This is a genomic window from Kribbella capetownensis, assembly GCF_004331485.1.
GTDB lineage: Bacteria > Actinomycetota > Actinomycetes > Propionibacteriales > Kribbellaceae > Kribbella > Kribbella capetownensis.
Map to the genome: position 1 here is coordinate 260,535 of NZ_SJKD01000007.1, position 21,642 is coordinate 282,176.

Consider the following 21,642-nt stretch of genomic DNA (forward strand, 5'->3'; position numbering starts at 1 on the left):
CCTGCGGCCCCGGGGTACGCCGTACCCCGGGGTCACTTGAAGTCGGTCAGGAACTCGGCAACGACCCGCTCGGCCTCGGTACGGCGTTCGACCGCGACGCCACTGCTGTCGCGGACCTTGCGGTACAGCTCGACCGACGCCTTCAACGCCCGCAGGCAATCGTCCCGGTCCGCCGTGGCCACGGTCTCCCGCAACTCCGGCACGAGCTCCGGCGCCAACGTCTCCAACCGCCGTACGCCGGAAGGCTTCGGGGTGCGACCGTGGACGGCGAGCGGTGCGATCGCGGCCGAACGCAGCGCCCCCAGGCCTTCGATCGCCTCGAACAACTCGCCCCGCGCGATCTTCACGCCGATGTAGTGGGTCCACCCCCAGAACCGGTCCTCGATCCACTGCGGATCCGGCTGCGGCCACTGGGCCGCGCCGGGAGTCGTGTCGAGGGTGTCGTCCCGCTGCCAGAGCACCAAGCCGTCCTCAACCCGGTGATGGAGGTCGTCGGGCGTGACGAACTTCAGGTCGAGATGCAGCAGCGGCGGTCCGTACAGCGCGATCAGCAGCCGCGGTTCGCCGACGTGTTCGCCGGTGAAGCTCGTCAGCAGGGTCCCCAACCGCCCGGCGAACGTCCGAGCGTCGGCCAGGCAGGCCGCCTGCCCCTCCGGAGTGCAGACCAGCACCAGATCCAGATCCGAGTACTCGTCGCTCGTTCCGGTCGCGATCGATCCGCCGGCGACGACGGCCAGCAGCCGCTCGTCGGCCTCGGCCTCGGCGACAACAGCCTGCGCGATCTCCCGAAGGTGCGCAGGAACCTGGTCGATGGGTGTGGTCACAACTACTCCTTGGGGTGCTTGGTCAGTGCGTGAGCATCAGGATCAGCCGGACGACGAACGACAGTGCCAGCACCGCGACACAGGCGATCCGCCACGGCGTCGTACTCGGTCGCAGCGGCAGGAACATGCCCAGCAGCAACGGGATCGACGCGATCGTCATCCAGGTGTACGAGTCGTCCATCACGTCGAGCGTGCGGTGACTGCACTCCAGGTACTCCGTGACGTCCGTCGGGCAACTGGCGTCCGCTCCGGCGTAGTGGACGATCTCGACCACGGCCAGCACGAGATTCGCGATCACGACCAGGAAGGCCGTTGCCCGCCACACCTGATCCTTCGTCCGTACGTCGTCCTGAACCCACACCGGAGTCACGGTACTGCTTGTCCGGCGCGTTCTCCTGGCAATTACCGGACCACCAGACCGCCCCAGCTCGGCGCGTACGACGGTACGACCGACTGGCAGTCGACGATCTGTGGAGCGTCGGCCGCGAAGCCCCAGATCCAGCCCAGGCGGTCGATCCGGCCGTCCTTCAGCGAGAACGAGACCGGCTTGCCGACCTTCGCCGGATCGTTCGAGGCGGTCACCACGCCGGTCGCGACTGCCACCGGGCCGCCGGCGACCAGGCAGTTGATCCGGCCCTCGACGTCCACTCCCGAGCCGCGTCGATCCGAGAAGTGGAAGTCCCCTTGAACCTCCGTCGGGTTGCCGCCGACCGGGACCCGAGCCGCCAACTGGAACCGCAGCGTCGAGTCACCGAGCAGCGCAGCGACTGTGGTCCCGGTCTCAGCCGCCTTCACCGCGACTGTCGGGCGAGTCCCCGGCGCCGGCCGTGCGCCGTGCACCTGGAAGCCGCCTTCGGTCAGCGGGAACGTCGGCGCGGTGCCCTGCAACAGGCTCACCGGAGCGCCGAAGAAGCCCCAGATCCAGCTGATCCGGTCCTGCCGGCCGCCGTCGTACACGGTCAGCGAGATGTTCTTCCCGACCATCTCCAGCGGCAGGCCCGGGTTGTCGGCCGCGTCGATCACCCCGGTGACCACCGCCACCTCGTCGACTGCCTTCAGGCTCGTGATCCGGCCGCTGAACTCCGCGAGCAACCGTCCGTCGGGCTTGCGGTGCACGACATGGAACGTGCCGGACGGATGCAGCGGATCGGTGGCCCGTCCGTCGATCTCGAATCGCACCGGATCCCCGGCGAAGTCTGCGCCCCACTCCGGTCCGAGCGTGCCACCACCCGCGCCCGCCACCCGCATGACGCCCGTCGCACCGTCACGGTCGTTGCCAGCAGCAACCGCCGACGGCACGGCACCGGCCGTCACCATCAACACCAGTGCTCCGGCGACCAACCGCCGTACGAATCTCCGGCTTCTCACGCGAACCCCTCCTCGGTCGGCCCGCCGCGTGCGGGCCACCGAGAAGACGTTTCCATCAAGGCAACGGCAAGGGATCCATCCCGAGAACCAACCGTCTCCCTCCGCCGAGGGAGATCAGCGCTGGTACGGCTGCGGTGCTCCGTTGACGGTGGTGAAGACCGAGTAGACCGAGGTCGTCGCGGTCACGAAGAGGCGGTTGCGCTTGGCGCCGCCGAAGGTGAGGTTGGACACCGTCTCGGGGACGAGCAGCTTGCCGAGCAACGTGCCGTCGGGGTGGTAGACGTGCACACCGTCCGCCGCCGACGCCCAGATGCGGCCCTCGGTGTCGAGGCGGATGCCGTCGAAGATCCCGTTGCCGCACTCGGCGAACAGGTCGCCACCGGACAGTTTGTCACCCTCAACAGTGAAGACCCGGATCGTCCCCTCCTCCGAATCGGTGATGTAGAGCAACGATTCGTCCAGCGAGAAGACCAGCCCGTTCGGCCGGTTGAAGTCGTCCGCGACCCGGGTCAGCACGCCGTCGGTCGAGACCCGGTAGACGTGACAGCCGCCAGTCTCGATCTGGCCCTTGTATCCCTCGTAGTCGCTGTCGATCCCGTACGCCGGGTCGGTGAACCAGACCGAGCCGTCCCGCTTCACGACGACGTCGTTCGGGCTGTTCAGCCGCTTCCCGTCGTACTCCGAGGCCAGGACCGTGATCGCGCCGTGGTGTGCGGTCCGGGTGACCCGGCGGTTCCCGTGCTCGCAGCTGACGAGGCGGCCCTCGGTGTCGAGCGTGTGCCCATTGGTGTTCCCGGCCGGCTGCCGGAACACCGACACCTGGTACGACGTTTCGTCCCAGCGCAGGATGCGGTCGTTCGGGATGTCGCTCCAGAGCAGGTAGCGGCCGGCCGGCGAGTACACCGGGCCCTCCACCCACCGGCCACCGGTCCACAACCGCTCGAGCAACTTGTCCCCACGGATGCCGGCGAACCGGTCGTCCAGCGATTCCCAGACGGCCGGGGCGGTTCCGGCCAACGGCTCGAGGATGGTCATCAGCACTCTCCAAGGGCTCGACTGTGCGTCAGCCGGAAAGCCTATTCCCTTGGAGCCGCCCATGGTTGCGGTGCGCCGGATGCGGTCAGCAGCCAGGACCAGACCGCGTTCGTCGCGGTGATGAACAGCCTGTTGCCCTTCGGTCCGCCGAAGGTCAGGTTGGAGACGACGTCGGGCAGCAGGAGCTTGCCGATCAGCGTTCCGTCGGGGTCGAAGCAGTGCACGCCCTCGTGTGTCGCGGCCCAGACCCGGCCTGCGTCGTCCAGCCTGATGCCGTCGAACATGCCCGCCTCGCAGGGCGCGAACACCTCGCCGCCGATCAGCTGGTCGCCGTCCACGTCGAACCGGCGGATGTGCTTGCCCGGGGTGTCGACGACGTACAACTGGGACTCGTCGAGCGAGAACGCCAGCCCGTTCGGCCGGATGAAGTCGTCCGCGACCACGGTCAGCGCGCCGTCCGGGGCGATCCGGTACACATGGCAGCCGTCGATCTCCTGCCCGGCCTTGTGTCCCTCGTAGTTCGAGGTGATCCCGTACGGCGGATCGGTGAACCAGATCGAGCCGTCCCGCCTGACGACCACGTCGTTCGGGCTGTTCAGCCGCCGCCCGTCCAGGTGTGACGCCAGCACCGTCCGCGTCCCGTCGTACTCGGTCCGGACGACCTGGCGCTCGCCCTGGGAACAGCTGACCAGGCGGCCCTCGCGGTCGATCGTGTTGCCGTTGACGTACCCGGACGGCTGGCGGAAGACGCTCACGTCACCGGAGACCTCATCCCAGCGCAGCAGCCGGTCGTTGGGGATGTCGCTGAAGATCAGGCAGCGCCAGGCCGGTGAGTACGCCGGGCCTTCCAGCCAGCGACCGCCGTCGTACAGGCACTCGACGTACTCGTCCCCCGCGATCTTGCCGAACCGCTCGTCGAGCACCTCGAGCTCGGCCCGGATCCGGGTCGGTGCGGCGGACAGCGTGATGGTCATGTCCCTCCTTTGTCGAATCTCATCCTGTTACAGTTCTAGATCACAGGATGAGGTTTGGTAAAGGGTGACAATGGCCATAGACGAGACGGACCGCAAGCTGCTCGCCGAACTCCAGCTGGACGCGACCCAGTCGTACGCCGCGCTCGGCCAGGTGGTCGGGATGTCGGCCGGAGCCACGCACGAGCGGGTCCGGAAGCTGAAGGCGGCCGGCGTGATCCGGCGGACCGCGGTCGAGGTCGACCCGGCCGCCGTCGGGCAGGGCGTACTGGCCTTCGTGATGCTGGACGCGGACGCCTGGATGGGCGACGAGCCGACACTCCGCGCGCTGGCGGAGATCCCGGCGGTCCAGGAGGCGCACATCATCGCCGGCCCGGCGTCGGTCCTGGTGAAGGTGCGGACGGCCACCACCGAGGACCTGCAGACGACCCTGCGCGCCCTGCACAAGGTGGACGGCGTCACCAGCACGCAGACCATCGTCGTGCTGGAGTCCTGCTTCGAGCGGCCGCCCGCGGTGATGTGAGTAACGCTCCTCCCCGCTGGAGGCCCGCTTGACCCTAGACTCAGGCTGGCCGAAGGGAGTCAGCTGTGTCCGACAGCAAGAAGATCACCAAGGTGCTGATCGCCAACCGTGGCGAGATCGCCGTCCGGGTCGTCCGGGCCGCCGCCGACGCGGGGCTCGGGAGCGTTGCCCTGTACGCCGACCAGGACCGCGACGCCCTGTTCGTCCGGCTCGCCGACGAGGCGTACGCGCTGGACGGGTCGACACCGGCCGACTCCTACCTGAACATCGCCAAGATCCTCGACGTCGCGGCTCGCTCCGGCGCCGACGCCGTCCATCCCGGCTACGGCTTCCTGGCCGAGAACGCCGACTTCGCGCAGGCCGTTCTGGACGCCGGACTGATCTGGATCGGCCCGCCGCCGTCGGCGATCGACTCCCTCGGCGACAAGGTCAAGGCCCGGCACATCGCCGAGAAGGTCGGCGCACCACAGGTCCCCGGTACGCCGGACCCGGTCGCGGATGCTTCCGAGGTGGTGGCGTTCGCGGAGGAGTACGGTCTGCCGATCGCGATCAAGGCGGCGTACGGCGGTGGCGGTCGGGGGATGAAGGTCGCCCGCAATCTGGAGGAAGTGCCTGAGCTGTTCGAGTCCGCCGTACGTGAGGCAACGAGCGCCTTCGGCCGGGGTGAGTGCTTCGTCGAGCGGTACCTGGACAAGCCGAGGCACGTCGAGACCCAGTGCCTGGCCGATGCCCACGGCAACGTTGTGGTCGTCTCCACCCGGGACTGCTCGCTGCAGCGCCGGTACCAGAAGCTGGTCGAGGAAGCGCCTGCGCCGTTCCTCACCTCATCGCAACTCGAGACGCTGTACACGTCCTCCAAGGCGATCCTGCGGGAAGCCGGGTACGTCGGCGCCGGCACCTGTGAGTTCCTGGTCGGTCAGGATGGGCTGATCTCGTTCCTCGAGGTGAACACGCGCCTGCAGGTCGAGCACCCGGTCAGCGAAGAGGTCACCGGCCTCGACCTGGTCCGGGAGATGTTCCGGATCGCTGACGGCGAGGAACTCGGGTACGACGATCCCGTCGTGTCCGGGCACTCGATCGAGTTCCGGATCAACGCCGAGGACGGCGGTCGCGGCTTCCTGCCCGCACCCGGCACACTGACCCGCTGGCACGCTCCGTCCGGCCCGGGCATCCGGCTCGACGGCGGCTACGACCAGGGCGAGACCGTGCCGGGCGCGTTCGACTCGCTGGTGGCGAAGCTGATCGTCACCGGCCGGGATCGCACCCAGGCGCTGCAGCGGTCGCGGCGCGCGCTGCGCGAGTTCGTCGTCGAGGGGATGCCGACGGTCATCCCGTTCCACTCCGCCGTGGTGTCGGACCCGGCCTTCGTCGGTGACGACGGCTTCAAGGTCCACACCCGCTGGATCGAGACCGAGTACGACAACCAACTCACGCCGTACGACGGACCCACCGCCGAGATCCCGGAACCGGCCGAACGCGAGAAGGTGACCGTCGAGGTCGGTGGCAAACGCCTCGAGGTCGTCCTGCCGGCCGGCCTGGGCGCGTCCGCTGTCTCGGCTGCCGGCGCTGGCACTGGCGGAAAGAAGAAGCCTGCGCGCCGCGCCGGCGGCTCAGGCAAGGCCTCAGCCGCGTCAGGCGACTCGCTGACCTCTCCGATGCAAGGCACCATCGTCAAGATCGCCGTAGAAGAAGGCGCAACGGTGGCCGAAGGCGACCTCATCGTCGTCCTCGAGGCCATGAAGATGGAACAACCCCTCAACGCCCACAAGTCCGGCACCATCACCGGCCTCTCAGCCGAGGTAGGCGCTACCGTCACCGCCGGCGCCACCCTCTGCGAAATCAAAGACTGATCAATCCCACCTGCAAGCCGCCCAGGACCAAGCCGAACCCAAACTCAAAGATGCCATCGCGTCCGCCAGGGCAACCAGCCGCGGCGGCCGCGTCCGGACAAATGCACCCCGACCTCTCGTAGACGGCCGGGGTCCGGTCGCCGTACCTCAGCTCCTCCTCGGCCGCACAGCTTGGTGCCGCCGACCCCAGCCGTCGCCCGAGGGCCCACATGTTCAGGCGCTCACTCCACCCGACCTCTGAGCGGGACCACACTTGTCGCAGTTGTTGCATTACGCAACATCCACAGGCCTGAGCAGCTGTGGACGAGATGTACCTGACCTGTGGATGACGAAATACCTTGAAAACAAGGGCTTCTGACGTTCAGAAACTGTCGGAGGCGAGGTTTAGGGTTGGCGGTATGGAACTTCTGGGCGAGCGACCGGTGTGGTCGATGAGTGGCGCGGAGAGACTCGCCACCCTCGACGCGCTGGAGGCCGAGCTCGCCCGCCTGCAGACGAACCGTCTCCAGCTGATCGCCGGCCTGGAAGAAATCGGCTACGCACAGGGGATCGGCGCCCACGACACCGTCCAACTGCTGGCCTTCCGCTACCGGATCGATCGCCCTGAAGCCAGGCGCGACGTACGCCTGGCCCTAGCCCTGTCCAAGTACGCCGAAGTAGGGGCCGCCCTCCCCGCAACCAACCACTCCGTCGATGCCGACCAGCCCGGCGATCCAACTCGGCTGGACGCCCCAACTCAGGCAGACGAGCCGGGCCTGCGCGACGACGAGACTGACGACCGGGACAGGGTGACTGATGTGTACCTGCGTACCGCCCGGGCCGAGGCGATCGTGTCCGCACTCGAGCGAGTCCCGAGCACCGTCCCCGCAGAGGACGTCACCGTCGCCGAGCAGCAACTCGTCAACCTCGCCCGCCACCTGGCTCCCGGCGAACTCCGCAAAGCCGGCCAGCGAATCCGCGACATCCTCGACACCGACGGCCCCGAGCCGGACGAACGAAAGGCCTACGACCGCGAGAGCCTGAGCCTGTTCACCGCCCCCAACGGAGTCAAGTTCCGCGGATATCTAGCCAACGAGAACGCCGAACTCCTCAGATCCCTCATCCACGCCGGCGCCCGCCCGAACCGCACCATCGACGGCCAACTCGACCCCCGCCCCCGCGACAAACGCCAAGCCGACGCTCTGACCACCACCCTCAGCATCGCAGCCACCGCCTACGACACCACCCCCACCCACCCCCGCAAGCCCTCCACCACACCAACCACCAACGCCGCCCAAAGCGTCGACACACCAGCCACCAAGACCAACTCGCGCGCCCACACAACACCTGCTGGCAAAGACACAACCGGCGAAGCGGGCCTTGACGCCAACCCCGGCAACGCAACAGGCTCCGATCCCAACCCAGCCGACGCCGCAGCAGATCCTGACCACAACCCAGGCAACGGCGCGGCAGGTGCTGACGGTACGTCGGGCGATCGGGCGGCGGGTGCTGTTCCTGGGTTTGGTGCGAAGGCGACGATCACGGTCACGATCGACCTGCAGGATCTGACATCCGCTGCCGCGGATGCGACCGGCGACCTGGTCTACGGCGATGGTCTGTCCGCCGCCGCGATCCGGCGACTCGCCTGCGACGCGAAGATCATCCCGCTCGTACTAGGTTCCAACTCCGAACCACTCGACGTAGGCCGCGCCGAACGCCTCGTCAACAGAGCAATGCGCCGCGCCCTGAACGCCCGCGACAAAGGCTGCGTGGTCTGCGGAGCCCCACCGATCCAATGCGACGCCCACCACGTCCGCTCCTGGATCGACGGCGGCCCCACCGCGGTCTCGAACCTGGCACTCCTCTGCCGCCGCCACCACATCGACCTCCACGCAGGCGACTGGAGCATCACGATCACGAACGGCGTAGTTCACGTCTCCCGCCCCACCTGGGCCGACCCGCCCCCACGCCCCACAACCAGACCACCCCACCAACCCATCGCCCACACCCCACCGCACTCGCATGCCCGCACCCCGCTTGTTCCACCCGCCCACGGCACACCGGGCTCGCCCGCCGACACCGAATCGGTCGTATCCGGCGCACCCGCCGACACCGAATCGGTCGTATCCGGCGCACCCGCCGACACCGAATCGGTCGTATCCGGCGCACCCGCCGACACCGAATCGGTCCCTTCCGGCTCGCCACCCGCGCCGGCCCCTCCATCTCGCACGCCCCAATCATCCGCCGCGAGCAGCCCGCTCCAACTCGTGCCCGAGACTCCAACTCCACCGGCCTTTCGCGGAGCTCCAATCGCTCCACTCGAGCCCGAGACTCCAGCCTCGCCGACGGCGGTGAGTACCACGAGCGCCCGCAGATCCCCAGATCGCATGGCGCCCGGAATCGGGCTCCTCTATCGACTGCTCCGCGCCGAGAGCGAGAACGCCGGAGGTACGACGCTGTCATCGCTCCGAGAGGCCGCAAGCCTCGCCATCTGGGGCGAACCCACGCAACCCGATCAGCCCGCGACCCCAGACAAACTCTCCCCCGACGATCAACCATCCGCTCTCCCCGACGACCACCCGTTCGACCCATGGCACCAGCCCACGCTCACCTCTAAACACGCGCCGTAGTCACTCCGGACGATCGCCGACCACGGCCTCACGTCCCTCTGCGCAATGTTCCACAAACGATCGGCCGTGGCCTGGCGCGGGCTTAAGGCCGCGACACCTGCGGCGGGGCGGGACCGCCGCGGACGGCACGGGCCCAGGCCCGCGGCGCCCTTGGCCTGGTCGGCCGCACCCGCGCCACCACTTGAGTGCTTCGACAGCCACGACCGGCCGCCCACTCACCCGAACCACCACTTGACCGATTCGACAGCCCCATCCGGCAGGCCGCCCGCTCAACCGACCCACCACCTCGCCTCTTCGATACCCGGCCGCACGCCTTGCCCACCCCACCCACCACCTGGCCGCTTCGACAGCCGCGGCTGGCCGTCTGTCCCCCCGAGCGACCGTCTGACCGCTTCGAGAGCCGGGGCTGGCGATCGGTTCACCCAGGCGCGCTGATGTTGATGGGGGATGCGGGGAAGCCGTTGTGTAGGAGGATTGTCAGGTGTGTGCCTAGGTCGGGCGGGAAGACTGGATCGGTGGTCGACACCAGGTCCTCGGCGGTCCACCAGTGGAAGCCGGTGAGGTAGGTCTGCTCTTCGGCGGTCAAGGCGTACGGCGACGGGGTGAAGTGCTCGGTTCGGGCGACGAACCAGCGCTCGTCCGTGTCGGTCTGCTTTCCTCGCCAGGAGTACGGATGCCGACGGTGCCAGACCTCTGGCCCGATCTCCACCTCGCGCAGGCCTGTCTCTTCCAGGATCTCCCGACGACCTGCGGCGATGGCGTCCTCACCGTCTTCGATGCCACCGCCCACTGGGTACCAGATCGGTTCCGACCCCGCCGATTCACGACCGCGCAGGAGGAGCAGACGGTCCGACTGGTCGAGGAGGAGGATCTTGACCGTCCGCCGAAGCGGCACGCCGTTCGTCGACGGCATCAGAGTTGGTTGACGTCGGAGCCGTCCGGAAGCAGCCACGGGACCGGGCTCGGACGCCCCTCGAACTCGATCAGCACCCAGACGTCCCGGTTGGTCGAGCGGGCCTCGATGAGATAAGTCATGGGCAAGTGTAGGTACAGCGGCCCTGAACGGAGTCCTTGTAGGTCAGGTTGTACTGTCGGCTGGTGTTTCGGGGGATTGACACACAGTTCTCAGGTTGACGCTGTAGGTTCCCTGCAGACATCTCGGTGAGGAGGGTTCTGCATGTCCAAGAAGACTCATCAGCAGCAGCTTGCGGCGCGGAAGGCGAAGCGGCAGGCCGAACGGGCGGCTGAGCACGCACGGCAGCGACGGAACCTGGCGATCACGATCACCGCGATCGTGGCGGTCGTCGTGGTCGTGGTCGGGGTCTTCGTGGTGATCGGGACCGGGAACGACGGGGACACACCCACGGCAGGGGCGTCCACGGCGCCGACCGAGCTGCCGGCGTCGGCGGGGCCGGACAACAAGCCCAAGAGCATTCCGACCGCGCTCGCGGCGGCGCCGAAGCGGGCGACTCCGCTGCCGGCGGAGGTCAGCTGCACGTACAAGAAGGGCGCCGAGCCGGCCAGCAAGAAGGTGAATCCGCCGGCCGACGGGAAGGTCAGGGCGTCGGGTACGTCGAACGTCAGCCTGAACACCTCGATCGGCGATCTGCAGGTGAAGCTGGACAGCTCGCTGGCGCCGTGCACGGTGAAGAACTTCCTCAGCCTGGTCGGGCAGAAGTACTTCGACGGGACGAAGTGTCACCGGCTCACGGTCGGCGAAGGGCTGCAGGTGCTGCAGTGTGGCGACCCGACCGGGAGCGGGGGCGGTGGGCCGGGGTACAGCTTCGCGGATGAGGTGTTCCCGACGTTGAAGTACGGCCGCGGCATGCTGGCGATGGCGAACTCGGGACCGAACACGAACGGGAGCCAGTTCTTCATCGTGTACGGCGATGCGTCCGGGCTGGGGCCGCAGTACACGGCCTTCGGGACCATCGACGAGCCAAGCCTGAAACTGATCGACAAGGTCGCGCAGGCAGGCGTCGCTCCCCAGCAGAGCCCGACCGACGGCACCCCCATCACCCCAGTAGAAATCAAAACAGCAACCTCAGCTGCCTGATCAAAAGCAAACCGCGCCGCCTGTCCCTCCGGGACAGGCGGCGCGGTGTATTTGAGGGCAACACCAGATGGTGGTCGGGCGGAGCCGGGTGGGTGGTGGGGCGGGGTGCTCCACTCACCACCCGGAGGTCAGGCGAGGAGGTTGTACTTTGAGCGGGGCCAGGAGAGTAGGGCTTGGATTTGGGTTATGCCTGCTTGTTCGAGCAGCTGCACGGGGCCTTCGGCGAAGTGGTAGAGGTTGGTGGCGGGGTCCCGGGCTTCGGTCCAGGCGCGATCGGCGTACGACTGCATGGTCTTCTTGTAGCGGTGGTCGGGGGCGACCGAGTCGAGGATCAGCAGGTTCTTGAAGTAGATCGAGTTGAAGCGCGTCGGCTGCTTCCACAGCCGGTCCTCAGCGCCGTAGAAGGCGAGTGACGCGTTCGCGACCGACTTCGCGTCGCGGAGGTACTGTCCGTCACCCGTTGCCTTGAACAACAACACGCCGGCGCCGAGCATGACGCCCTGGTTGTAGCTCCACTGGGTCTTCTCGACCGTGCCGGCCAGGTCGATGTGGTCCCAGTACAGGCCGTTCGGCGCCAGCATGCAGGTCTGCGCCCACTCGTACATCCGTTTCGCCCAGGTCAGGTACGACTTGTCCCGGGTGAGCAGGTACAGATGCGCACCGAGCTCAGCGCCCGGCCCGTTCGACACCGTGTTGCGGTCCTGGCTCCACGGCGCCTGGGTCCAGTACACCCCTCCGGCACACGGATGCGACGGATCGGTGTCCCAGCCGTGCACGACCAGCGCGAAGATCTCTCGCGCGCGCGCCAGCGCCGCGCGGTCCCCGGTCCGCTTGTAGTGCTGGACGAGGTTCAGCCCGATCCACTCGTTGTCGTCGTAGAACTTGTCACCACCCTGGCCGAGCGGCGGCCGCACGTACGAGTCGTAGCCCTTCGGCGTCGTCCCGGCGTTCCAGTACGGCTCGTACGCCGCGATCCGCCGATCGGCCTCCTCGGACGCCTTCCGGCCCGCGCCCGGCACGCCGGCGAGGTTCTCGGCCGCGATCGCCGCCTGCGAGTACGGCCAGACGTAGGAGTACGGGTTGGTCTGCGTGTTCGGGTACTCCTCGAGCAGGAGCCCTTGCTGCCCTGCGTCGAAGTACTTGTTCAGTGCCTCGTACGACGCCTTGGCGCGGGAGGCCGGACCGGTCACGGCGTCAGCCGCCGTGAGGTGAAGTGATCCGAGGACAGCGACCGCGAGCACACCCGCCGCGATCCGACTTGATATACCAAACTTCCTGGGCATCGACCTGCTCCTCCTGGGCGGTGGCGGTTGACATCGATGTCACGTTCTAACCGGCGGACCGACACCCCGTCAATGCCTCAGCGATCCAGCGTCATGGACGGATCGGTTGGTATATCAAGAGGATCGACCGGGAACGCGATCCAGCCGGACCGCAGATGCAGCCGGATCCGGAACTGGTCGGCGGTCAACGCCCGCTTTCCCTTCGACCCGACGGCCTCCACGGTGACCGCCCGCCCACCGGACGGCCCGACGCCGGTCCGCTTCACCACCCGCAGACTCTGGATCGTCCCGACAGCGAAGGCCGCCTCGATCTCCGCCGCCGTCCGCGTCACCGTCCAGGTCACGTTCGGATTCCCGTTGCCCGGGTACGCGTCCCAGCCGTCCGCCTTCATCACCTGGTACGGAATCGGGCCGGCCGCCGTCGCTCCGCCGTTCGACGACGAGAACTCCGCGATGATCGGCTTCCCCTTGTACCACCGCACCTGCCCGACGGTCGCGGCGATCGCGGTGTTCGTCGACGACTTCTCCGAGTCGTACCCGCCGTACACCTGGCAGGCCGTCGTGTCACACAGGTCGTACGCCTTCCGCGTCGCCCGGCTCCGATGGAAGACGGAGTAGGTGCGTGCGGCAATGGCCTGCGCCTGCAGTGCGGCCGGCTTCCAGCTGGACACGGCCTCCCGCGGTACGACGCCGCGCAGGTAGTACTCGAGTGACACGACGTTCACCGTGTCCAGATGCACTCCGGACACGTCGACCGCCCGCAGCGCACCGCGATACCGCCGTACGGCACCACTCGGCAGGATCAGCCCTATCACCGGTGCACCCTCGAACTGGGTGATACCTGTGAACGTCTTCCACAGCGTCCATGTGCGCGTCTTGCTGTTGAACGAGCTCACCTTGGTGCCGTGGTCGCCGTACGGATCGATCGACCACTGGTTCCGGGTCGATGCCCTGGGCAACTCGTAGACCTTGCGGGTGATGAGGTCGCGGACCTTCAGGTGGTTGACCACACCGACCCGGATGCCGTCGGTGGTGTCCGCGGTCACTCGGACCCGGATGCTGCCGGTCGCCTTGCCCGTGGTCGTTCCCGGGTAGTAGAAGTCGAGGATCTGCTTGACCGACTTCCCCGCGATCGCGGCGCCCTGAGCGCCGTACTGCGACATCCCCCGGCCGTGGCCGAAGCCGCGACCGCTGATGGTGGTGTCCGCGGCCGCGGTCGGGTCGATCTCCCGCGCCTGCGCGGTCGCGCTGATCAAGGTGGAGGACAAGACGATCGCGGCGACCGCGCGCTTGTTCATGGTGAGCTCCTGTACTGGACGGTGATCGTGCGCCGGCTCTGGTTGTAGTTCAGCCAGCCGTGCTGGTACCGCTGCCGCGAGCCGCCTGTCATCTTGTAGACCTCGGTGGTCGGCAGCCCGAGCCGCGACCGCTCGGCGCCGAGACTGCGGTACCGCGAGCGGAACATGCCGACCGTCGAATGGGGGCCAGTGGCAACGGAGTAGAAGATGTCGCGATGGGCGAAGTACGTCGCCCAGCCCGTCCGGGTCCGGTGCTCACCCCAGAACGGCGGGCCGACCGCACGCAGGCCGAGCTTCAGCGCGAACCGGTAGATGGGCGTCGCGACACTGCCACCCATCAGTACGTCGACCCGGTGCCTCAGCCACGGCAACTGCTTGTACAGCTGGGCGCCCGGGCACGCCGTCGCCTTCGTGTCGCGGTGCCCGGAGATGCTGAGCAGCTTGGTGCCGCCGAGCACCACCGTCGACTTCGGCGACCGGTAGTAGGCGTCGAACTTCCACGCGATCACGCGCGCCGTCTTCTCCAGCATCGCCTGCGTCGGCCCGGCCTTCTCGAAGTTGCCGATCAGCGCGATACCGAACGAGTTCGTGTTGAACGAGCCGGTGTGCGCACCGAGGACGGGCAACTGCGCACCGCCGTACCGGCCCTCGAAGACGCGGCCGAAGCGGTCGACGAGGAAGTTGTAGCCGACGTCGCACCAGCCGCGGCTCTTCACGTGGTACGCGTACATCCCGCGCACCATCGCGGCGACCTGCGTACGGCTGTAGTCGTTGCGATCCGCGGTGTGGTGAACGAACGCGGCCATCACGGTCTGCGTGTACTTCGGCCGCGCGCACGCCGCCCCGTTGTGACTACGCAACCGCTCGTCGGCACCCCACTGCTTGCGGCTCGCCATCGCCGGCATCGGGTACGGCGTACCACTCGCACTCGCCTGCGCATCGGGTGGTTCAAAAGAATCACCGGCCAATACACCCGGCTGAATCAGCACCACTTTTGCATCGGCGACCGATGTACCGTCGCTGGTCAATGCACTCGCCTGCACCCCGGTCGCATTACTGACCCACAACGGTTCGGTACCGGATCGCTCAATTCCTTCAGGAACCGATGGATCTGGACCGTGTTCATCTTCGACGGTCAGCGACTCCCAGTCGCTCCACTGACCGTTCTGCTGAACGCGGACCTTCGCCTGCACCGCCTGCACTCCAACAGGCCACGTGATACCGACCATTGCGAACGGTTTCGTCTCAACAGCAACAGAAGGTCCGTCGAGTGACAGTTCCTGGTACGACGGCTCGATCTCAGCGGCCTGGTGCTGCAGGGTGGGTAGGACCAATGAGACAACGGTGACACCGAGCGGGAGCAGTCGGGAGAACGTGCTCATGGGCCAGCCTTCCGGCGCAGGTACGACGGTCGCTGGGCGGCGCTCATCGATTATGCGCGCTGCGTGACCGCTTTCCCGGTATTGCGTGACCCTGCGTGGCGGCACGGTTTTGACGGATTGGATAGGCTCGGCGTAAAGCCGTCGAGGCTTGATCCCTACGTTTGAAGAGGCCCGGCATGGAACTCATCCTGATCATCGCGGTGGTGGTGATCGCGGTGCTGGCATATCGCTCGTACCGTCGGACCCAGCTGCAGAACAAGCAGCAGCACGAGATCACCGCCGCCGAACTGGAATCGGTGAAGCGGACCGCCGACGAGGACATCACCCGGTTCGGCGAGGAGCTGCAAGACCTCGACCTGGACATGGTGGGCAAGGATCTCGGCGACGGCGCCCGGCAGGACTACCAGCGCGCGCTGGACTCCTACGAGTCGGCCAAGCAGGCGGTCGGCCAGGTCACCGAGGCGGATCAGATCAAGCACGTGATCGAGATCCTCGAGGACGGCCGGTACGCGGCCGCCTGTGTGCGCGCCCGAGTGAAGGGCGAGCCGCTGCCGCAGCGCCGCCCGTCCTGCTTCTTCAACCCGCAGCACGGTCCGTCCGTGGTGGACGTGACCTGGGCGCCGCCAGGCGGTGCGCCGCGTGAGGTGCCGGCCTGCGCGGCCGACGCCGAGCGGGTCCGCGCCGGCGCAGAACCCGACGTCCGCAAGGTCATGGTCGGCCCGCAGCGGGTGCCGTACTGGGAGGCCGGCCCGGCCTACTCGCCGTACGCGCAGGGCATGTTCGGCGCGCTGGGCGGTGTGATGACCGGCATGTTCCTCGGCACGATGCTCGGCGGCATGTTCGCCGGCGGCGGCTACGGGGACTACGCAGCCGGGTACGACGCCGGGATGGCCGACGGTGGTGACGGCGGCGGCGATGGTGGCGGTGACGGCGGCGGCGACTTCAACATGGGCGACGGCGGCGGCGACTCCGGCGGCTGGGACTTCGGCGGCGGAGACTTCGGCGGCGACTTCTGACCGACCGCTCTACAAGGCCACCCGCGGACACCTGTCCGCGGGTGGCTTTTGTTGCTAGCAGCAACTGGCAGACACACGACTTGGCGGGTACAGGCCAGCGGGGACGTCTTGCCCGCGTGTCCTGCCGGTGGTGAGGATCACGGCGACGAACCATCTGGGGAGGATCCGTGAGGCGACACCTTCGGCGTACCGTGATCGGCGTACTGGCGGCGGGGCTGCTCGCCACGTCGGGGGTGAGTGCGCGAGCAGAAGAACGACCGGACAAGGTCGAGCCGGCGCTGGCGGCGCAGCTCGATGCGGGCCAGTCAGGCTTCTGGGTGCGCTTCGCCCGGCAGCCCGAGCTGAAGTCCGTGGCACGGATCACCGACTGGAAGGCGCGCGGCGAGGCCGTCGTCTCCGCTCTGCGCACCAAGGCGGACAGCGATCAGTCCAAGGCGGTCCGGCTACTGCGTGCCGCGAAGGCGGACTACGTCTCGCTCTACATCGACAACTCGATCTACGTCCGGAACGGCAGCCGTGAGCTCGCGGCGAAGCTCGAGACAGACCCGGACGTCGTGTCCCTGCAGGCTCCCAAGACGTACGCGTTGCCGAAGCTGTCGACGACACCGAAGGCCAACGCCACCGCAGGTCTCGAGTGGGGCGTCTCGGCCGTCCACGCCGACCAGGTCTGGAGCCGGTACGGCGCCACCGGTCAGGGCATCGTGGTCGGGAGCATCGACTCCGGTGCGCAGTACGACCATCCGGCGCTGGAGCAGCAGTACCGCGGCACCAACGCCGACGGCACATTCAGCCACGACTACAACTGGTACGACCCGGGCCGGGTCTGTCCGACCGAGGCGCCGTGCGACAACGTCGGGCACGGCAGCCACACGATCGGCACGATGGTCGGCGACGATCACGCCGGCCACCAGATCGGCGTCGCCCCCGGCGCCCGCTGGATCTCGGCGAAGGGCTGCGAGACCCCCGACGGCTGCACCGATGTGTCGCTGGCGCTGAGCGCACAGTGGATGCTGGCGCCGACCAAGCTGGACGGGTCGGACCCGGACCCGTCGAAGCGGCCGAACGTCATCAACAACTCGTGGTCCGGGTCGCCGAACGACCCGTGGTACCAGGACTGGGTCCGGCAGTGGGTTGCCGCCGGCATCTTCACGACCTTTGCCGCTGGCAACAACGGACCTGTTTGCGCGACCGCGTCCTCGCCGGGTGACTATGCCGAGTCGTACGCCGTCGGTGCCGTCGACGAGCACGGTGCCGTGGCGAGCTTCTCCTCGCGCGGCAACCCGGCGTCCGGCACCATCAAGCCCGACATCGTCGCACCCGGTCAGATGATCCTGTCCAGCGTTCCCAACAACCGGTTCGGCTACTCCAGCGGTACGTCGATGGCCGCACCACACCTCAGCGGCGCTGTCGCACTGCTGCTGTCGGCCGCTCCGTCGCTGATCGGCGACGTACAAGCGACTCGGGCGATCCTGGACCGGTCCGCGCACGATCACGACGACACCAGTTGCGGCGGTACACCGGCCGACAACAACGTCTACGGCGAAGGCATGCTCGACGTCTACGAAGCCGTCAGCGACGCACCCCGCGCCAACGCGGGTCTGCTCACCGGAACCGTCACCGACGGCACCGGCGCACCGCTGCCCGGTGCCAGGCTCAGCACCCCCGACAGCAACGTCGTGACGACCGGCGCCGATGGGATGTACCAGCTGTACCTCGACGCAGGTGACCACGACGTGACCGTGCAGTCGTTCGGCTACGCCACGCAGACCTTCCACGTGCAGATCGGGGCGCAGACCACCACGACGAAGGACCTCCAGCTCAGTACGACGCCACGCTCGACGCTGAGCGGGCTCGTCCGCGACGGTTCCGGTCACGGCTGGCCGCTCTACGCCAAACTGACGATCGACGGCGTACCAGGTCAGTGGTACACCGATCCCCGCACCGGCCGGTACACGATCGACATGCCGGTGGGGACCACCCACAAACTGGTCGTCCAGCCCGTGTACGGCGGCTACACCACCACGAGCCTCGACGTCCTCCTGACCGACGACCTGGTCAAGGACGTCGCCGTTGAGATCGACACGAAGACCTGCACGGCACCGGGGTATGACGCCCAATGCCAGAAGGTGCGTGGCGGACTGGTGCAGGGCGTCGTCAAGGACGCGAACACCAACCAGCCGGTCAACGGCGCGACCATCACCCGCGCCGGCCAGTCGGCGACCACGGTCACCACAGCGGACGACCCCGCGCTGTCGGACGGGTTCTACTGGTTGTTCGCACCGGCCGGCACCGAGAAGGCTGCCGCGGCGATGCATGGGTATCAGCAGCAGAAGAAGGCCGTCACAGTCCAGACCGACTGGGTGCGGCCACTGAACTTCGCACTGAAGGCCGGTCGCCTCACAGTCGCGGAGTCGGGCGTCGATGCCACGCTCAGGCTCGGCAAGTCAACGCACAAGACACTCACCATCACCAACGACGGCACGGCGCCTGCGACGTACTCGATCGCGGACACCCAGCGCGGCTTCGAGCTGCAGCAGTCGCTCAAGGCCGCCGGAATCACGCCAGTACGCCGTACTCCGGCGCAGCCCCAGCCTGGACGCATCACGACTGGTGCCACTCAAGCAGCCGCTGCTCAGCCGGCCGCCGAATGGTGGCTTCCCGTGGCGAATTACCCCGTGCCGGTGAAGGACAACGCGGCAGCGGCGCATGACGGTCTGCTCTACTCGTTCGGCGGCGCACTGGCCGACGGCACGCCCACTCCGGTGTCGTTCGTGTACGACCCGCCGCAGCTGCAGTGGCGCCGGCTGGCTGACATGCCGGAGGCGCGGCAGAAGCCGGCCGCCGGGTTCGTGGACGGCAAGTTCTACGTGGTCAGCGGCTGGGGCCCGTCAGGTGCACCGGCGCCGAAGACGCTGATCTACGACCCGGCCGCGAACCGCTGGAGCTCAGGCGCCGCGAATCCCAAGCCTTGGGGTGCCGCAGGTTCGGCGGTTGTCGATGGCAAGGTCTACTCGGTCGGCGGGTGCGTCGACGAGTGTCAGGCGGCCACCACCGACGTGATGGCGTACGACGTGGCGCACAACAGGTTCGACGCGGTGGCGCCGTACCCGGAGCCGATCTCATGGGCGTCCTGTGGTGGCATGGAGGGCAAGCTGTACTGCGCCGGCGGTCTGGGCTCGGACGGCTCCCCGCGGCCGCAGAGCACCTCGCACAGCTACGTCTACGATCCGGCCACGAACAGTTGGGCACGGGTCGCAGACATCCCGCTGGATCTGTGGGCGAGCAGCTACGCCGTCGCCAACGGGCAGCTGGCCGTCACCGGCGGCGCGGCGATGGACTCGACCGTGCTGACCAACGAGGGCTTCGTCTACGACCCGGGCACCGACCGGTGGACCGGACTGCCGAACTCGGCCAACGGCATCTACCGGGGCGCGGCGGCGTGTGGCCTGTACCGGGTCGGTGGTCTGCAGGACGCCCGCGCCGTCCCGTACACCGAACAGCTCCCCGGCTACGGCACCTGCGACGACGCGGGGACCGACGCACCCTGGCTGTCCGAGTCGGTCACCACCGCCACGCTGGCCCCGAAGGCGAGCGTGACCATCACGCTGACGATGGACTCCGGGGCGCTGTCCCAGCCGGGCGTCTACCGATCCGCGGTATCGGTCCGAGAGAACACGCCGTACGCCGCACCGTCGGTCGACGTCACGCTGACCGCGCAGGCGCCGGCCAGTTGGGCTCGCCTCTCAGGCACCGTGATCGGCCGGACCTGTGACGGCGACACGGTTCCGCTGGCCGGTGCGACCGTTGCGATCGACCGCCGGGCCAGCTCATGGACCCTCGCCACCGCGAACGACGACGGCTACGCTCTCTGGCTGCCAGGCGGCGGCCCCAAGGCCCGGGTGGTGGTCGCCGCCCCCGACTACCGACCGGCCTCGGTCGACGTGGCCCTCCGCCAGGGGTCCGACACTCGTCTGCCCTTCACCTTGGAGCCGCTGTTCTGCTGACAGTCAGCTGCGCAGGTGGAGGCGGCGGGCGGCTTCGGCGATCGAGCCGGTGATGGAGGGGTAGACGGTGAACGACTGGGCGACCTGATCGACGGTGAGGCGGGTGCCGACGGCCAGTGAGATCGGGTGGATGAGCTCACTGGCCCGTGGGGCAACGACAACGCCGCCGACCACGATGCCGGTGTTCGGCAGGCAGAACAGCTTCACGAAGCCGTCCCTGACACCCTGCATCTTGGCCCGGGCGTTGTCGGCCAGCGGTACCTTCACGGCCATCGCCGTACTGCCGCCGGCGTCGACGACCGCCTGGGTCAGGCCGACCGTGGCGATCTCGGGCGCGGTGAAGACGTTCGACGACACGGTCGACTTGTCCAGCGGGGAGACCGCGTCGCCAAGCGCGTGCGACATGGCGATGCGGCCCTGCATCGCAGCGACCGAGGCCAGCATCAGTACGCCGGTGCAGTCGCCGGCCGCGTAGACGCCGCGTGCCGTGGTCCGGGAGACCCGGTCGACCGTGACGAAGCCGCCGTCGCCGAGCGACACGCCCGACTCGACCAGTCCCATGTCGTTGGTGTTCGGCAGCGATCCGACCGCGAGCAGCGCGTGCGAACCCTCCACCGTCCGGCCGTCGGTCAGTGTCACCACGACCCCGTCGCCCTGGCGCCTGACCGACTCGGCCCGGGACTTGCCCAGCACGGTCAGCCCGCGCCGCTTGAACACGTCCTCCAGTACGGCGGCCGCGTCGGCGTCCTCACCGGGGAGCACCCGGTCCCGCGACGACACCAGGACGACGTCGCTGCCGAGGGCGTCGTACCCGCTGGCGAACTCCGCCCCGGTCACACCGGAGCCGACCACGATCAGCCGCTCCGGCAGTTCCTCGAGCTCGTAGACCTGCTCCCAGGTCAGGATCCGCTCGCCGTCCGGTTCCGAGCCCTTGAGGATGCGCGGCCTTGCACCAGTGGCGATCAGGACGACATCCGCGTCCAGCCGCTCGTTGCCGACGACCACGGTCTCGGGGCCGTCCAGCCGGCCGCGGCCCTTGATCACCCGCACCTTGTCGCGCTCCAGCCGGCGCTCGATCCCCTGGCCCTGGGCCGTCGCCAGCGCCTTCACGCGCTGGTTGACGACGGACAGATCGACCCGCACGGAGTTCGCCGGGTCTGCATTGTCACTGGCACCGTCGCCTGTAACTCTGACGCCCAGCTCGCCGGCCTCCTCCACCTCGGTCATCACCTCGGCGGTGGCGATCAGGGTCTTGCTCGGGACAGCGTCGGTGAGCACGCCGGAACCGCCGATCCCGCCGGAATCGACAACCGTCACCTCCGCCCCGAGCTGGGCAGCCGCACTGGCCGCTTCGTACCCGCCGGGACCGCCTCCGATGATCACAACTCGCGCCACGGGAGGCCATTGTTCCGTATCCTGTGTC

General features: G+C 68.2%; 17 protein-coding genes. 6 read left to right on the forward strand and 11 right to left on the reverse strand.

Translation table 11 applies throughout. The features are described 5' to 3' along the window. Window positions 1-32 precede the first annotated feature (32 nt). The 5 genes from E0H75_RS29285 to E0H75_RS29305 form a co-directional block, all read right to left on the reverse strand. Window positions 33-824: a hypothetical protein gene (locus E0H75_RS29285; protein ID WP_131516911.1), complete on the reverse strand. Its 792-nt coding sequence runs from the start codon at window positions 822-824 to the stop codon at window positions 33-35. A gap of 22 nt (window positions 825-846) precedes the next feature. Then, window positions 847-1,185 carry a hypothetical protein gene (locus E0H75_RS29290; protein WP_131516912.1) on the reverse strand — a complete coding sequence of 113 codons (339 nt, stop codon included), beginning with the start codon at window positions 1,183-1,185 and terminating at the stop codon, window positions 847-849. 41 nt (window positions 1,186-1,226) lie between these two features. Continuing rightward, window positions 1,227-2,192 (reverse strand): hypothetical protein, encoded by a 966-nt coding sequence (locus tag E0H75_RS29295; protein ID WP_131516913.1) that lies wholly within the window; start codon window positions 2,190-2,192, stop codon window positions 1,227-1,229. Window positions 2,193-2,306: 114 nt separating this feature from the next. Next, window positions 2,307-3,227, reverse strand: a complete 921-nt coding sequence (locus E0H75_RS29300; RefSeq protein WP_131516914.1) for an SMP-30/gluconolactonase/LRE family protein — start codon at window positions 3,225-3,227, stop codon at window positions 2,307-2,309. Between the two features lie 41 nt (window positions 3,228-3,268). Then, complete coding sequence (locus E0H75_RS29305; protein ID WP_131516915.1) at window positions 3,269-4,201, reverse strand: SMP-30/gluconolactonase/LRE family protein; 933 nt, start codon at window positions 4,199-4,201, stop codon at window positions 3,269-3,271. A gap of 70 nt (window positions 4,202-4,271) precedes the next feature. Here E0H75_RS29305 and E0H75_RS29310 point away from each other — a divergent pair, with 70 nt between their 5' ends. The 3 genes from E0H75_RS29310 (at window position 4,272) to E0H75_RS29320 (ending at window position 9,180) form a co-directional block, all read left to right on the forward strand. Continuing rightward, entirely contained in the window at window positions 4,272-4,721 is a 450-nt protein-coding gene (locus E0H75_RS29310) for an Lrp/AsnC family transcriptional regulator (RefSeq protein WP_131517176.1), read from the forward strand. A gap of 65 nt (window positions 4,722-4,786) precedes the next feature. Further along, window positions 4,787-6,571: an acetyl/propionyl/methylcrotonyl-CoA carboxylase subunit alpha gene (locus E0H75_RS29315; protein ID WP_131516916.1), complete on the forward strand. Its 1,785-nt coding sequence runs from the start codon at window positions 4,787-4,789 to the stop codon at window positions 6,569-6,571. A 398-nt stretch (window positions 6,572-6,969) separates the two neighbouring features. Next, entirely contained in the window at window positions 6,970-9,180 is a 2,211-nt protein-coding gene (locus E0H75_RS29320; RefSeq protein WP_131516917.1) for an HNH endonuclease signature motif containing protein, read from the forward strand. 418 nt (window positions 9,181-9,598) lie between these two features. Here E0H75_RS29320 and E0H75_RS29325 read toward each other — a convergent pair whose 3' ends face one another. Together E0H75_RS29325 and E0H75_RS44710 are read right to left on the reverse strand one after the other, a co-directional pair. Then, window positions 9,599-10,093, reverse strand: a complete 495-nt coding sequence (locus tag E0H75_RS29325; protein WP_131516918.1) for an NUDIX hydrolase — start codon at window positions 10,091-10,093, stop codon at window positions 9,599-9,601. Then, window positions 10,093-10,215 carry a hypothetical protein gene (locus E0H75_RS44710; RefSeq protein WP_272948937.1) on the reverse strand — a complete coding sequence of 41 codons (123 nt, stop codon included), beginning with the start codon at window positions 10,213-10,215 and terminating at the stop codon, window positions 10,093-10,095. The genes E0H75_RS29325 and E0H75_RS44710 overlap by 1 nt, the downstream gene beginning before the upstream one ends. Before the next feature lie 142 nt (window positions 10,216-10,357). Between E0H75_RS44710 and E0H75_RS29330 the strand changes: the two genes are divergently transcribed. Then, the gene (locus E0H75_RS29330) at window positions 10,358-11,236 is read left to right on the forward strand and encodes a peptidylprolyl isomerase (RefSeq protein WP_131516919.1); all 879 of its coding nucleotides are present in this window, start codon (window positions 10,358-10,360) and stop codon (window positions 11,234-11,236) included. Window positions 11,237-11,364: 128 nt separating this feature from the next. On the opposite strand, the gene E0H75_RS29335 is transcribed toward E0H75_RS29330, so the two are convergent. From E0H75_RS29335 to E0H75_RS29345, 3 genes are all read right to left on the reverse strand, one after another. Next, a complete protein-coding gene (locus E0H75_RS29335) occupies window positions 11,365-12,426 on the reverse strand; it encodes a glycoside hydrolase family 76 protein (RefSeq protein WP_238163340.1) in 1,062 nt (353 codons plus the stop codon). A gap of 170 nt (window positions 12,427-12,596) precedes the next feature. Continuing rightward, complete coding sequence (locus E0H75_RS29340; RefSeq protein ID WP_131516921.1) at window positions 12,597-13,817, reverse strand: SpoIID/LytB domain-containing protein; 1,221 nt, start codon at window positions 13,815-13,817, stop codon at window positions 12,597-12,599. Then, a complete protein-coding gene (locus E0H75_RS29345; protein ID WP_131516922.1) occupies window positions 13,814-15,199 on the reverse strand; it encodes an N-acetylmuramoyl-L-alanine amidase in 1,386 nt (461 codons plus the stop codon). Before E0H75_RS29345 ends, E0H75_RS29340 begins: the two co-directional genes overlap by 4 nt. Window positions 15,200-15,375: 176 nt before the next feature. Here E0H75_RS29345 and E0H75_RS29350 point away from each other — a divergent pair, with 176 nt between their 5' ends. Beyond that, the gene (locus tag E0H75_RS29350) at window positions 15,376-16,215 is read left to right on the forward strand and encodes a hypothetical protein (RefSeq protein ID WP_131516923.1); all 840 of its coding nucleotides are present in this window, start codon (window positions 15,376-15,378) and stop codon (window positions 16,213-16,215) included. 167 nt (window positions 16,216-16,382) lie between these two features. Then, window positions 16,383-20,219 (forward strand): S8 family serine peptidase, encoded by a 3,837-nt coding sequence (locus tag E0H75_RS29355; protein WP_131516924.1) that lies wholly within the window; start codon window positions 16,383-16,385, stop codon window positions 20,217-20,219. Window positions 20,220-20,222: 3 nt separating this feature from the next. On the opposite strand, the gene E0H75_RS29360 is transcribed toward E0H75_RS29355, so the two are convergent. After that, a complete protein-coding gene (locus tag E0H75_RS29360) occupies window positions 20,223-21,614 on the reverse strand; it encodes an NAD(P)H-quinone dehydrogenase (RefSeq protein ID WP_131516925.1) in 1,392 nt (463 codons plus the stop codon). Window positions 21,615-21,642 lie beyond the last annotated feature (28 nt).